The organism is Pseudomonas sp. zfem005 (assembly GCF_032621735.1).
In the GTDB taxonomy this organism is placed as follows: domain Bacteria; phylum Pseudomonadota; class Gammaproteobacteria; order Pseudomonadales; family Pseudomonadaceae; genus Metapseudomonas; species Metapseudomonas solani.
The window spans coordinates 329,250-341,969 of sequence record NZ_JAVYJE010000004.1; the positions used below are offsets into that span (position 1 = coordinate 329,250).

General features: G+C 66.4%; 13 protein-coding genes. 7 read left to right on the top strand and 6 right to left on the bottom strand.

What is annotated here, in order from left to right; translation table 11 throughout:
* Nucleotides 1–260: 260 nt before the first annotated feature.
* From RTW82_RS11060 to RTW82_RS11080, 5 genes are all read right to left on the bottom strand, one after another.
* Nucleotides 261–794 carry a hypothetical protein gene (locus RTW82_RS11060; protein WP_021217445.1) on the bottom strand — a complete coding sequence of 178 codons (534 nt, stop codon included), beginning with the start codon at nt 792–794 and terminating at the stop codon, nt 261–263.
* Nucleotides 791–2,089, bottom strand: coding sequence for a PAAR domain-containing protein (locus tag RTW82_RS11065; RefSeq protein WP_021217446.1), 1,299 nt, complete (start codon nt 2,087–2,089; stop codon nt 791–793). The genes RTW82_RS11060 and RTW82_RS11065 overlap by 4 nt, the downstream gene beginning before the upstream one ends.
* Before the next feature lie 46 nt (nt 2,090–2,135).
* A complete protein-coding gene (locus RTW82_RS11070) occupies nt 2,136–2,570 on the bottom strand; it encodes a DcrB-related protein (protein ID WP_184492199.1) in 435 nt (144 codons plus the stop codon).
* 208 nt (nt 2,571–2,778) lie between these two features.
* Nucleotides 2,779–3,042 carry a hypothetical protein gene (locus tag RTW82_RS11075; protein WP_021217448.1) on the bottom strand — a complete coding sequence of 88 codons (264 nt, stop codon included), beginning with the start codon at nt 3,040–3,042 and terminating at the stop codon, nt 2,779–2,781.
* Nucleotides 3,042–3,470 (bottom strand): GTP pyrophosphokinase, encoded by a 429-nt coding sequence (locus RTW82_RS11080; protein ID WP_316925106.1) that lies wholly within the window; start codon nt 3,468–3,470, stop codon nt 3,042–3,044. The genes RTW82_RS11075 and RTW82_RS11080 overlap by 1 nt, the downstream gene beginning before the upstream one ends.
* A 383-nt stretch (nt 3,471–3,853) precedes the next feature.
* On the opposite strand from RTW82_RS11080, the gene RTW82_RS11085 reads away from it, so the two are divergent.
* The 7 genes from RTW82_RS11085 to RTW82_RS11115 are packed head-to-tail and all read left to right on the top strand — an operon-like array spanning nt 3,854 to nt 11,997.
* Entirely contained in the window at nt 3,854–6,079 is a 2,226-nt protein-coding gene (locus tag RTW82_RS11085; protein WP_316925107.1) for a type VI secretion system Vgr family protein, read from the top strand.
* A gap of 28 nt (nt 6,080–6,107) precedes the next feature.
* Nucleotides 6,108–6,554 (top strand): DUF6484 domain-containing protein, encoded by a 447-nt coding sequence (locus RTW82_RS11090; RefSeq protein WP_021217654.1) that lies wholly within the window; start codon nt 6,108–6,110, stop codon nt 6,552–6,554.
* A 13-nt stretch (nt 6,555–6,567) separates the two neighbouring features.
* A complete protein-coding gene (locus tag RTW82_RS11095; protein WP_265168702.1) occupies nt 6,568–7,668 on the top strand; it encodes a DUF2169 domain-containing protein in 1,101 nt (366 codons plus the stop codon).
* The gene (locus RTW82_RS11100; RefSeq protein ID WP_021217656.1) at nt 7,668–8,705 is read left to right on the top strand and encodes a hypothetical protein; all 1,038 of its coding nucleotides are present in this window, start codon (nt 7,668–7,670) and stop codon (nt 8,703–8,705) included. The genes RTW82_RS11095 and RTW82_RS11100 overlap by 1 nt, the downstream gene beginning before the upstream one ends.
* Nucleotides 8,705–9,796: a PAAR-like domain-containing protein gene (locus RTW82_RS11105; RefSeq protein ID WP_021217657.1), complete on the top strand. Its 1,092-nt coding sequence runs from the start codon at nt 8,705–8,707 to the stop codon at nt 9,794–9,796. The genes RTW82_RS11100 and RTW82_RS11105 overlap by 1 nt, the downstream gene beginning before the upstream one ends.
* A gap of 17 nt (nt 9,797–9,813) precedes the next feature.
* On the top strand, nt 9,814–10,707 hold the full coding sequence (locus RTW82_RS11110) for a hypothetical protein (protein ID WP_316925108.1): 894 nt from the start codon (nt 9,814–9,816) through the stop codon (nt 10,705–10,707).
* 45 nt (nt 10,708–10,752) lie between these two features.
* Nucleotides 10,753–11,997 (top strand): TIGR02270 family protein, encoded by a 1,245-nt coding sequence (locus RTW82_RS11115; RefSeq protein WP_316925109.1) that lies wholly within the window; start codon nt 10,753–10,755, stop codon nt 11,995–11,997.
* A gap of 12 nt (nt 11,998–12,009) precedes the next feature.
* Here the strand turns inward: RTW82_RS11115 and RTW82_RS11120 are convergent, their stop codons facing one another.
* Nucleotides 12,010–12,678, bottom strand: coding sequence for a TetR family transcriptional regulator (locus RTW82_RS11120; RefSeq protein WP_316925110.1), 669 nt, complete (start codon nt 12,676–12,678; stop codon nt 12,010–12,012).
* Between the last annotated feature and the right edge of the window lie 42 nt (nt 12,679–12,720).

Sequence of the window (12,720 nt, forward strand, 5' to 3'; positions counted from 1 at the left end):
CCGTGGTTCGGGTTGGGCGCGGTGCCGTAGGTTGGCGCCGAGCGCAGCGAGGCCCAACACCGCCCTGTCCGGTCTTGCGGCGGGCTCTCCTTGTGGGAGCGGCTTCAGCCGCGAAAGACTAGCAGCCGGTACAGGGCGGCGAGTCGCCGGGTATTCCATCGCGAATGAATTCGCTCCCACGAGGCGGGCGACGGCACGGCGCCTGGGTTGGGGATGGTGTAGGGGCGAATTCATTCGCCCAAGGGCAACGGCGTTGCCCCTCAGGCGTTGGCCGGCACGAAGTCCGGGCCGCCGAGCTTGTCGCGCACGGTCACGGCGGTGCGCAGCAGCGGGGTCCACATGCCGTCGGGGCTGTTCCAGGCGGCGCCGGCCCAGCGGGTGTCGGCCTGCAGGGCGGCCTTGTTGGCTTCCAGCTGGCGTTGCAGGGCTATCGCCACGCCGTTCATGTCCACCTCGAACAGCTCGCCATAGGGCCCTTCGGGCTGGGCACGTTTCTTCGCCAGGCAGAAGCGGTAGTACCAGACCCAGTCGTGGGCCAGGTAGATGGCGCGGTTGCGGTCCGGGTAGGTGGCCAGGATCTTCAGCAGTGCCGCGACGAAGCGCTGGGGGAACGCCGGGTCGCGGGTTTCACGCCAGTACGGCACCACCAGCTGGTCGAAGGCGGCCACCACGTTCTGCGGTTCGTCGTTGTCGCTGCGCGCTTCGAGGAAGTAGAACGGCTCGCCCACCAGGAAGCGGTCCAGTTCATCGTTGGCGAGGGCGAGGAGCAGGACGTTGTCCAGTTTCTGATTCATTGGATTCTCACGACGTCGTGGGCCGACTTCAGTACGTTGATGTCGTTTCCGTGGCTGATGGCGACATTATCCAGCACCGCTTCGCGCATGCCACCCGGGTGCGTCAGGCCGCCGGGGCGCCAGAGGGAGTTCACCCCGCCTTCGTTGCCGGTGGGCATCAGCACCTTGGGGTTCTCCACCTTGAGCATGTAGATCTCCTTGCCCGCCAGGGAGCCGGGATCATAGCCGAGCGCCGACTCCAGCACGGAGACATCGCCGGTCTTCTTGTACTGGGCCACCACCGAGGACAGGTCGGAGTCGGCCATGACGAACTTGTTGGGGTTGAACGCGGCGTATTTCGGGTTGGCGATATCGTCCGCCGTGAACAGGAAGGCGCCGCCTTCGTCCTTGAAGGTCTTCAGGTGCTTGTCGATGTAGGGCTGCTCGAGATAGTCGCCCGGTGGCGGCCGCGAGCCCTTGGGAATGCCCATGATGTCCGCCTCGGTGACGCCGGCCTTGTAGGCGGGCGTACGCGTGGTCGGAGTCGGCTTGCCCAGGCGCGCCATCTTCGGCCCCAGGCCGAGCATGGCCATGCCGGCCACGCCCTGCAGCAGGTCGCGGTAGCCGGGGCCGAGGCGGTCGCCCAGGTCACCCAGCAGCTCCATGCCGCCATAGATGGCACCGCCGATCAGCACGGTGGCCGCCAGGGCGGCCAGGCCGGCCATGGCCGCCACCACCAGGCCGACACCCAGGGCAGCCAAGCCCAGGGCTTCGAGGCCGCTGTGCATCCAGCCTTCGATATCCAGCACGAAGGCGACCCGCTCGGTGGGGCCGCCGATGAAGGTGTTCTCGCTGCCGCTCTTGATGTGAGCGCCACAGACCATCTTGCTGGTGATGCGCGCCGCCGGCTTGCCGTTGATGTAAACGGTGGCGCTGCCCTCGGCGATGGTCACCTCGAAGGGCCAGATGGGGTGGTTGCAGGGCAAGCCGCTGCAGGAGGACGAAGCATCGTCCCCGGCGCGCATGGCGGCGCGGATGTTGATGAAGACGTTCGGGCTGCCCCGTATCAACACCCCCGTGGTGGGTTCGGGAAGGTTGAAAATGGTGTTCAGGCCCTTGAGGATCTGGAACATCGACAGGCCGCCCGCAGCGATGGAGCCGGCCATCACCGCCAGGGCCACGCCGCCGGTGGCCGCCGTGGCGGCGATCACCGCTGCACCGATCAGCGCACCCGCCACCGCGCCGGCAACCATGGCCGCCACGCCGAAACCGTGGGCTATCTCATCACCGAGCCGTGCTGCTGCCTGTGCATCCATGGGTTACGTCTACATCCTTGTTGCGGGGTGCCTCGCGGCGCTCGGTTCAGGCCGCCGGGGGCAGCGGCTTGAAGGTCTGCATCGCCTGCTTCCAGGCCGGCTCGTGGTACGGCAGGTCCTGGGGCGTGGTGGTGAGGGTGGCGATCAGCACCGTGGCGCTGAGTTCGATGAACACCTGGCGCAGCATCAGCTGGCGGCCTTCGCGCTGCCAGGTGTAATCCAGCAGCACGGCGGGCGAGCCCTGGATGTTGATGTCCCACTGCTTGATCAGGGCGAAGCCCGGCAACTGCTGGCGTGCATTGGAAAGCTGCTGCTCGATGTAATCGGCGAACACGCCATCGCCCTTGCTGGGGTCGCGGCTGATGACGAAGCTGGCTTCCTTGGCGGGGCCCGTTGCGGGCAGTTTGAAGATGTTGATGCTCTGGTCCTGCCAGGAGTCCGGAATATCCAGATCCGCCTCGTGGAGTCGGTAGAGAGTCACTGCTGAAGGCCTTCCCTAGTCTGTATCGCGCATGAGCGGGTCGCCGAATACCTCGTCGCGACCCGGGGGTGCGGGTTCGACAACCGGTGAGGCGAAAAATTTTCGGGGAACGCGAAACAAACATCAAGGAGCAAGGCCGCTGGATATGCCCCAGGTCTCGATTTATCTATGCGGGGAGCGGCCTGTCGGGTTTCACCCGACCTATAGGTCAGCCTGGAATCCCCCGGTCGGCGCCGGGAGGCTCCAGCAGCAGGTGATCCATGAGCCGTGCCCGGCATTGCTCGACGAAGGGCAATGCGCTGTCGAGGTCGCGGCCATAGCGCTCGAAATCCTCGACGCTGATGGCGTAGCGCTCCTCGTAATCCACCAGGCGATTGCTCACGGGGATGGCCAGGTAATGGCGGCCGCTGCCCTCCTCCACGCCGATGGCGAAACGCCCGGCGCGGCTCACCGCCACATCACGCCAGGCCATCAGCCCTCTTGCTCCAGCACCTGCAATGCCCTGTGGTACTTGGCCACCCGCGCCAGGTCCTTGTCATCCAGGTGCGGCAGGCGCGAGACGTCGAGGTTGTCGCGGATGTCGGCGAGCTTGACCCGGCGGGCCAGCGGGTTGGGGCGGATGCGTTCGATGAAGGCCTCGTAGCCCTCGCCTTCGTGCTTGCTCAGGCAGTCGATGGCGGCCAGCACCGGTTCGGGGATGCCGAGGGCGCGCAGGTCGTCGAGGCCGACGTCGCCGTCTTCCACCACGTCGTGGAGCACGGCGACCATCTGCGACTCGGCATCGTCGAATCGCAGCATCAGGCGCAGGGGGTGGAGGATATAGGCCTTGCCGGCCTTGTCGCGCTGGCCGGCGTGTACACGGCAGGCCAGGGCGATGGCTCGTTCGAGGGTGTCGTTCATGGAGGGCTCCGGGGTTCGGGCAGGCGGCGAGCATAGCACCCGGCCCCCGTCTCCCCTCGCCCGCCCCGTTGCCATGAATGTGAACCCCGTCTTGAAGTGGAGCGCGCATCGGGCACTCGAAGAACGGGCGTCTGGACAGCGGAGCCGCTCTGCACTACAACAATCGCCGGCGAGACTCTGCCGCATGATCGGCACCGTTGTTTCTCGCCACCCCCGAATGGATTCGCGGATATCGGAAAAAGCGCCCGGGACGAGCGTCGTCTGCTAATACTTCGACCAAGGTTTCCCCGGAAATCCCGGCCTGCCCGCCCCGCGTCGATACCCTGACGTCGGCCCGTTGGCGGTTCGCTCCGATCCCCAGTGGTATACGAGGCAAGGACAGCATGGCAATCACACAACAGGCCCGCATGGCCAAGGTCAGCAGCCCGCTGGGGCCCAACGTGCTGGTCCTGGACCGGCTCGACGGCCACGAGGAGCTCGGCCGGCTCTTCGACTACGAACTGAGCCTGGTTTCGGAAAACTACTCGATCAAGCTGGATGCCCTGCTGGGCAAGCCCATGGGCGTTTCCCTGGAACTGCCCGACGGCAGCCAGCGCTACTTCCACGGCATCGCCTGCCGCTGCAGCCAGACCTCCGGCACCGGCCAGTTCGCCGGCTACCAGATCAGCCTGCGCCCCTGGTTCTGGTTGCTGTCGCGCACCTCCGATTGCCGCATCTTCCAGAACAAGACGGTGCCGGACATCATCAAGCAGGTGTTCCGCGACCTCGGTTTCTCCGACTTCGAAGACTCGCTGTCACGCTCCTACCGCGAGTGGGAGTACTGCGTGCAATACCGCGAGACCAGCTTCGAATTCGTCAGCCGCCTGATGGAACAGGAAGGCATCTACTACTACTTCCGCCATGAGAAAGAGCGCCACGTGCTGGTGCTCTCCGATGCCTATGGCGCGCACAAGACGGTGGCCGACTACGCCTCGGTGCCCTTCTACCCGCTCGAAGACCAGATGCGCGAGCGCGACCACATCTATGAGTGGTACCTGGCCCGTGAGGTGCAACCGGGTTCCCTGGCGCTCAACGACTATGACTTCCAGCGCCCCAGCGCGCGGCTGGAAGTGCGCTCCACCGTGAGCCGCTCCCACAGCAACGCCGAACACCCGTTGTACGACTACCCAGGCGAATACGTGCAGAGCAAGGACGGCGAGCAGTACGCGCGCAACCGCATCGAAGCCATCCAGACCCAGTACGAGCGCGTGCAACTGCGCACCAACGCACGCGGCCTGGGCTGCGGCCACCTGTTCAAGATGACCGGCTACCCCCGCGACGACCAGAACCGCGAGTACCTGATCGTCGGCGCGCGCTATTCGGTCAGCCAGGAAAGCTACGAAAGCGGCTCCGCCGGTGGCGTGCTGCAGTTCGAAAGCGCCCTCGACTGCATCGAGGCCGCCCAGGCCTTCCGCCCCATGCCCACCACCATCAAGCCCATCGTCCAGGGCCCGCAGACGGCCATGGTCGTCGGGCCCAAGGGCGAGGAAATCTGGACCGACCAGTACGGCCGGGTGAAGGTGCACTTCTATTGGGACCGCCACGACCAGTCCAACGAGAACAGCTCCTGCTGGATGCGCGTCTCCCAGGCCTGGGCCGGCAAGAACTGGGGCCATATCCAGATTCCGCGCATCGGCCAGGAAGTGATCGTCAGCTTCCTCGAAGGCGACCCCGACCGGCCGATCATCACTGGCCGCGTGTACAACGCCGAACAGACCGTGCCCTACGAGCTGCCTGCCAACGCCACCCAGAGCGGCACCAAGAGCCGTTCGAGCAAGGGCGGCACGCCGGCGAACTTCAACGAGATCCGCATGGAGGACAAGAAGGGCGAGGAGCAGCTCTTCATCCACGCGGAGAAGAACCAGGACATCGAGGTCGAGAACGACGAGACCCACTGGGTCGGCCACGACCGCACCAAGACCATCGACCACGACGAGACGGTGCACGTGAAGCACGACCGTACCGAGACCGTGGACAACAACGAAACCATCACCATCGGCGTCGACCGCACCGAGAAGGTCGGCAACAACGAGAAGATCACCATCGGCGTCAACCGTACCGAGGACGTCGGCAGCAACGAGACCATCACCATCGGCGCCAACCGCACCGAGAAGGTCGGCAGCAACGAGAACATCACCATCGGCAGCAACCGTACCGAGAGCGTGGGCAGCAACGAGAACATCACCATCGGCAGCAACCGCACCGAAAGCGTGGGCAGCAACGAGAACATCACCATCGGCGCCGACCGCACCGAAAGCGTGGGTGCCAACGAGCAGGTGGACATCGGCAGCAACCAGACCACCAGCATCGGCAAGAACGAGTCGCGCAGCATCGGCCAGAACCGCAGCACAGACGTCGGCCAGAACGACAGCGTCGACATCGGCAAGAGCTTCTCGCTCAACGCCGGCGACTCCATCAGCCTGGTCACCGGCTCCGCCAGCATCACCATGAAGAAGGACGGCACCATCGTCATCCGTGGCAAGAACATCACCATCGACGGCTCCGGCGCGATCAACATCAAGGCCAGCAGCAACGTCGTGGTCAAGGGTCAGAAGATCCTGCAGAACTGAGCCCGCGCTCGGTCAGGGAGTACAGAGCATGACAGTCCAGATCCACACCCCCGCCGCCACCCGCCTCGACGGCGTGGTGATCGGCATCCTCCTCGACGTACCCGAGGCCTCCAGCCCGGTGGTGGCCTTCCCCGGCTGCCCGTCGGAGACCGGCATCGCCGCGACCACCACCACCGTGCTCGCCCGCGAGGACATCGGCACCCAGGTGGCGCTGATGTTCGTCGGCGGCGACCCGGCCCAGCCCCTGGTGATCGGCCGCATCCAGCGCCTGCCGGAAACCCGCAAGGAACCGGCGGTGGCGCATATCGACGGCGAGCGCCTGGAGTTCTCGGCCGAGCGCGAGATCGTCCTGCGCTGCGGCAAGGCCAGCATCACCCTCACCCGCGAAGGCAAGGTGCTGATCAAGGGCGCCTACCTCTCCAGCCGCTCCTCCGGGGTCAACCGCATCAAGGGCGGTTCGGTGCAGATCAACTGACAGAGCCGCGCACATGGAATTGCTCAACGCCACCCGCCTGATGGCCGCCTACACCCAAGGCCTGGCCCCCGACGGGCGCGAGTCCCTGGTGGTGGTCGCCAAGGGCACCTTCGACCTGCCGCTGGACGGCAGCGAAGCGCGCCTGGCCGAGGTCCAGCGCCCGCTGCTGATGGCCGACGAATACGTCGGCGAGCCCGGCCTCTCGGCGCCACGCCAGGAAATGGACTTCGCCCCGCTCAAACCCTTCTGCGACGTGCTGGTGATGGGCAAGGCCCACGCCCCCAACGGCCGCCCCGCCACCCAGATCACCGCCGGCATCCGCGTCGGCCGGGTCAGCAAGGCCTTCAGCGTGCTCGGCCCGCGCCAGTGGCAGCCCGGCATGCTCGGCGCCAGCCCCGGCGTGCCGCAGCCCTTCCTGGAACAGGACATCGGCTACGCCCACGCCTTCGGCGGCAGCCGCGCCATGGCCGACCGCCCGGACTTCGCCGAAACCTACCTGCCCAACCCGGCCGGCACCGGCTGGTACCCGAAGAGCGCCGGCACCGCCGAGATCGTCGGCATGCCCATGCCCAACACCGAAGCCCTGGGCCAGCCCATCGACGGCCCCCACGGCGATTTCACCCCCATGGCCCTCGGCCCCATCGGCCGCCACTGGCCGCCGCGCATCGGCTACGCCGGCACCTACGACGACGCCTGGCTGGCCGACCACTTCCCTTTCCTGCCACCGGACTTCGACCCCCGCTACTACCAGGCCGCCCCGCCGGACCAGCAGACCGAGCACCTGCAAGGGGGCGAGGACGTGCTGCTGCTCAACCTGACCAAGCAGGAACGCGCAGGCTTCAAGGTGCCGAGGATGCAGGTGCCGGTGACCTTCTTCCTGAAGAAGGGTGGCCACGAGACGCTGCAGGCGGTGATCGACACGCTGGTGGTGGACACCGATGCCGGCAAGGTGGAGATCACCTGGCGCGCGAGCCGGGCGTTGAGGAGGAACATGTTCGAGGTAGAGCAGTTGCTGGTCGGCTCACGTTCCCGTGCATGGTGGCGGGCACGGGAGCTTGGCAAGACCTACTACCCGTCCCTGGACATGCTGCGACGCAAGGAAATCAACCCGTGATGCAGGCACTCAGTATCAAGGGCGTCGGGATGGTCACGGCCGTCGGCCATGACGCCCTGTCCACCTGTGCAGCGATACGCTGCGCCATCGACAACTTCCAGGACACCCGTTTCCTCGACAAGGGCGGCGAGTGGCTGGTCGGCTCCAGCGTGCAGCTCGAAGAGGCCTGGCGCGGCCAGACCAAGCTGGTGAAGATGGCGGCCAGGGCCGTTGCCGAAGCGATCGCCTCCACGCCTGGCCTCGACCCCGCGAAGACCCCGTTGCTGCTCTGCATCGCCGAAGAAGACAGGCCCGCCCGACTCGCCGACCTCGGCCCGCGCCTGATTCGCGGCATCCAGAAAGAGCTGGGGGTGGAGTTCCATGCCGATTCGAGCTTCATCGCCCGCGGCCGTGTCGGTGCGGCGGTGGGGCTGCTCAATGCGCGCAAGCTGATTCATGAACTCGGCCACCGCCATGTGCTCATCGCGGGCGTCGACTCGTTTCTCAACGCCCCGGTCATGGAGGCCTACGAACGACGTGATCGCCTGCTCACCAGCCTCAACTCGAACGGTTTCATCCCCGGAGAAGGCGCCGCGGCGGTGAGCCTCTGCGCCCCGGTCGCGGAAGACCAACCGCAGCTGGTCTGCACGGGCCTGGGCTTCGGCATGGAGCCGGCCACCGTCGAGTCGCTCGACATCCCCCTGCGCGCGGATGGCCTCACCCAGGCCTTGCGCGCCGCACTGCAGGAAGCCGGTTCCCGCATGGAGTCCTACGACTACCGCCTCACCGATCTCTCGGGAGAGCAGTACTACTTCAAGGAAGCGTCCCTCGCGCTCAGCCGCAACCTTCGGGTACGCAAGGAGTTCTTCGACCTCTGGCATCCCGCCGACTGCATCGGTGAATGCGGCGCGGCGATAGGCCCGGCGATGCTGGCGCTGGCGCACTCCGCCAGCCGCAAGGGCTACAGCCCCGGCAACAACATCCTCTGCCACCTGGGCAACGATGCCGGCCAGCGCGCGGTCGCCCTGTTGAGCTATCAGCGCGTGAGGGCTGCCTGATGGCCAACCAGGTCTACGCGAACAACATGGAGGTCTCGTGCAAGGCGGCCGACGGCAAGTCCGTGGCCTGCTTCCCCGACGTCTGCTTCACGCCTCCGCAGGCTCCTCCCACCCCCACCGGCGTGCCCATCCCCTACCCCAACACGGGGATGGCCAAGGACACCACCAACGGCACCCGGACCATCAAGATCTCCGGCCAGGAAGTGATGCTCAAGAACAAGAGCTACTTCAAGACCAGCTACGGCGACGAGGCGGGTTGCGCCCCCAAGAAGGGCGTGGTCACCAGCAAGATCAAGGGCAAGGTCTACTTCACCGCCTGGTCGATGAACGTGAAGTTCGAAAGCCTCAACGTCGTGAGGATGATGGACCTGACCACCCACAACCATGCGTCCTTCCCCGGCAACACGCCCACCTGGCCCTACATCGACGAGGTGGCCACGGGAGCGCCGGGCAAGGGCTGCGAGGAGGAGCGCGAGAACGTCAAGCAAAAGTGCTCCGGGGACCATGACAAGGACTGCAAGGACGACGCCTGCCAGAACGCCAAGAAGTGCATGCTGGTGCCCTACACCGCACGCTCGACGGAAAACCAGAAGGGCTGCTGCGAAGGCGAGACCCCGCACCACCTCGTGGAAGTCCACTGCTTCACCGAGGCCGGCGGCAGGAAGGAGAAGACCCGCCTGAGCGGCTTCAGCGCATACGACGACACGCGTGCGCCCTGCGTGTGCGTCACGGGGTCACGCTATACGGAGACCCACGGCAACATGCACGCCATCCAGAACACGGCCGAGAAAGGCTACATGGTGTCGGAGAGCGCCGGCGGCGCCCGGTCGCAGATGGGTGGCAAGGACAACACCTGGAACTACGGCGCCGCGAAGAAGACCGGAATCTTCGCCCACCAGAAGACCTTCCCCACCTCCGGCAAGGATGGCAAGCCCTGCAGCGAAGGCTGCCTGGAAGCCCAGCTCGACAACTACCACAAGCAGGTCGGCGTGAAGAACAACGATACGCCGCTACGCGCGGACCGTTCGCCGCTCAAGGACGAGCAGAAGGAATGGGGCGCCAAGCAGCTCGAATCGATGGATGACGATTGAAGAGTGATGTGAACAACATGAATGACGGAAACGTAACCTTTGCCAGGTGTTCGATAGTCAGGCGTGACCTGGTATTCATCAGCGCCCAGGTCACCGAGCTGAACGAACGCAACGTCGATCACACCAAGGTGCTGCGCTGGAAGGACGGTGCCTTCGTGCACTTCATGATCGACTGGGCCACCACCGCGATCAGCGCGACGACGCCCCCCCTGACCCTGCTGTCGATGGGACTCGATGGCGACATCCATGTCTTCCAGGGCTCCAACAGGACCACCGAACGCATCGTGGGACCGGGCGATTTCGGCCCACTGCGCGACATGCGCCTGATCGCTGGTACGCACTATGCCGCGGGCATGCAACGCCAGGTCTACCGGCGCAACGACGACGGCAGCTGGCAATCCATCGCCGACGCCATTCTCAACCGCGAGGGCATCAAGGGCTTCAACGCCATCGACGGCTTCACGCCGAACGAGCTGTACACCGTCGGCATGGATGGCGAGATCTGGATATTCGACGGCCAGCGCTGGCAGGCCCTGGAAAGCCCGACCTCCGTCGCGCTGCAGGCCGTGCACTGCAGCGAAGATGGCACGGCCTATATCGTCGGCCAGGCCGGCGTCGTGCTGTTCGGTCGAGGGGACCAATGGGACTTCATCGACTTGAGCGACTTCAGCGAAGACCTGTGGGGGGTGCAGACCTTCGACGGGACCCTGTTCGTCGCGTCCTCCAAGGGCGTCTACCGGATCATCGACGGCGAGCTGAAGAAAGCCGATATCGGCTCGGTCGGCCCCGGCTCGGCGTCCTACCTCACCAAGGGGGACGGCGTGCTCTGGTCCGTTGGCAACCGGCACCTCGCCTATACCGCCGACGGCGAAAACTGGACGGTCGTGGATTATGACGATGCCAGCTACTGATACGCCCTTCGCCTTTTTCCCGGTGCTCCCGAGTGCGGTGTGCCCATGAACCAGCCTGTCTTGCGCGTCCTCGACCAGCACGCCGAAGAGGCCGGCTTCCTCGCCGGCCTGCGCGACTATGCCGTGCGCGCGCCGCATTACGACCTCAAGCACCTGCGCACCCTGGATGGCCGCATCGAGGCGCACCTGGACGGGCTGCTGATCGCCGGGCTCAAGGGCCTGGACCTGCTGCTCAAGGGGCTGCATCCGCTGGCCACGGGCGAGGTGTTCGCCGCCACCGCGCTGGCCTTCATGGCCGGCAACGGCCCGGCGCTGTCCACCCTCGCCGAGCACCTGCGCAAGGCGCCGGACGGCGAGCGGGCCTTCACCGCGGCCCTTGGCTGGCTGGACTGGGACAAGGTCGAACCCTGGACCGAACGCCTGCTGGCCTCCCAGGAGCCGCTGTTCCGCCGCCTGGGCCTGGCCGCTTGCGGCATGCACCGCCGCGACCCGGGCCCGGCGCTGATCGCCGGGCTCTCCCACGCCGACCCCGGCGTGCTGGCCCGTGCCGCGCGCACCGCCGGCGAACTGCGCCGGCGCGACCTGATGCAAGCCATCCGCGCCCATCGCCTGCACGCCGACGAGGCGGTTCGCTTCTGGGCCAACTGGGCAACGGTGCAGATGGGTGACGAAGAGGCCCTGGGCCCCCTGCGCCTGCTGGCCGAACAACAAGGCATGTTCCGCCTGCGGGCCCTCAACGCCCTGCTCTGCTGGCAACCCCGCGAGGCCAGCATCGCCTGGCTGCGCGGGCTGATGCAGAGCCCCGAGCACCGACGCCTGGTGATCCAGGCCACCGGCCTGTTCGGTGACCCGGTGACGGTGCCCTGGCTGATCCAGCAGATGGGCGACCTGCCCCACGCCCGCGTGGCCGGCGAAGCCTTCACCCTGATCACCGGGGCAGACCTGGCCGAGCTGGACCTGGAGCTGAAGGTCTACCCCGACTACGACGCCGGCCCCACGGACGACCCCGACGACCCGAACGTGGACATGGACCCGGACACCGACCTGGCCTGGCCGGACCCGGCACGGGTGGAAGCCTGGTGGCAGGCCAACCAGGAACGCTTCACCAAGGGCGCCGGCTACCTGCTGGGCCAGCCCCTGAGCGAAGCCCGCTGCCTGGACGTATTGAAGACCGGCTACCAGCGCCAGCGCGTCGCCGCTGCCTGCGCCCTCGCCCGCTACATCCCCACCCGCCCGCTGTTCCCCACCAGCGCCCCGGCCGTGCGCCAGCGCCAGTTGCTGGGTACCTGACCCCGCCCGGGGTCAGGCCTGGAGAAAGCGCAGGATCGATTCGACGATCATGTCCCGGTGGCGCGCCCTCACCTCGGCCTCGTTGAGGTCGATGGCGAAGATCGCGCCCAGGGTGTGGCGGTTGGATACGCGGTAGAAGCAGAACGACGACATCAGCAGGTGCACGTCCATCGCCTGCACGCCGGTGCGGAAGGCGCCCGCCGCCACGCCACGGCGGAGGATGTCGTCGAGGCTGGCGAGGATGGTGACGTTGAGCGAGCCGATGGCATCGGACTCGCGGATGTACTGCCCGTGCTGGATGTTCTCGATGCTGACGATGCGCACGAAGTCGACGTTGCGGTCGTGGTGGTCGAAGGTGAACTCGACCAGGCGGCGGATCGCCTCGCGCGGTTCCAGTTCCGCCAGGTGCAGCTGCGCCTCGGTGTGGCGGATGTCGCCGTAGAGCTTCTCCAGCACGCGCAGGTAGAGCTGCTCCTTGCTCTCGAAGTAGTAGTAGATCATCCGCTTGGAGGTCTGGGTGCGCTCGGCGATGGCATCGACCCGGGCACCGGAGAGGCCCTGCTGGACGAATTCGACGATGGCCGCCTGGAGGATGTTCTCGCGGGTCTTCTCCGGGTTGTTCTTGCGGCTCTTGCGGGGTGTTTCGACAGGCTCGTCGGGCAGGTCAGCAGTAAGGGTCATAACGGACTCAGGCCAAATGCATACCGGCCGGATTATGGGCCG

Excerpts from the sequence above, each read along its gene's own strand:
- RTW82_RS11110 (WP_316925108.1), top strand. The coding sequence starts at position 9,814 with ATGAATGACGGAAACGTAACCTTTGCCAGGTGTTCGATAGTCAGGCGT.
- RTW82_RS11095 (WP_265168702.1), top strand. The coding sequence starts at position 6,568 with ATGGAATTGCTCAACGCCACCCGCCTGATGGCCGCCTACACCCAAGGC.
- RTW82_RS11085 (WP_316925107.1), top strand. The coding sequence starts at position 3,854 with ATGGCAATCACACAACAGGCCCGCATGGCCAAGGTCAGCAGCCCGCTG.
- RTW82_RS11120 (WP_316925110.1), bottom strand. The coding sequence starts at position 12,678 with ATGACCCTTACTGCTGACCTGCCCGACGAGCCTGTCGAAACACCCCGC.
- RTW82_RS11105 (WP_021217657.1), top strand. The coding sequence starts at position 8,705 with ATGGCCAACCAGGTCTACGCGAACAACATGGAGGTCTCGTGCAAGGCG.
- RTW82_RS11060 (WP_021217445.1), bottom strand. The coding sequence starts at position 794 with ATGAATCAGAAACTGGACAACGTCCTGCTCCTCGCCCTCGCCAACGAT.
- RTW82_RS11065 (WP_021217446.1), bottom strand. The coding sequence starts at position 2,089 with ATGGATGCACAGGCAGCAGCACGGCTCGGTGATGAGATAGCCCACGGT.
- RTW82_RS11080 (WP_316925106.1), bottom strand. The coding sequence starts at position 3,470 with ATGAACGACACCCTCGAACGAGCCATCGCCCTGGCCTGCCGTGTACAC.
- RTW82_RS11090 (WP_021217654.1), top strand. The coding sequence starts at position 6,108 with ATGACAGTCCAGATCCACACCCCCGCCGCCACCCGCCTCGACGGCGTG.
- RTW82_RS11100 (WP_021217656.1), top strand. The coding sequence starts at position 7,668 with ATGCAGGCACTCAGTATCAAGGGCGTCGGGATGGTCACGGCCGTCGGC.
- RTW82_RS11075 (WP_021217448.1), bottom strand. The coding sequence starts at position 3,042 with ATGGCCTGGCGTGATGTGGCGGTGAGCCGCGCCGGGCGTTTCGCCATC.
- RTW82_RS11115 (WP_316925109.1), top strand. The coding sequence starts at position 10,753 with ATGAACCAGCCTGTCTTGCGCGTCCTCGACCAGCACGCCGAAGAGGCC.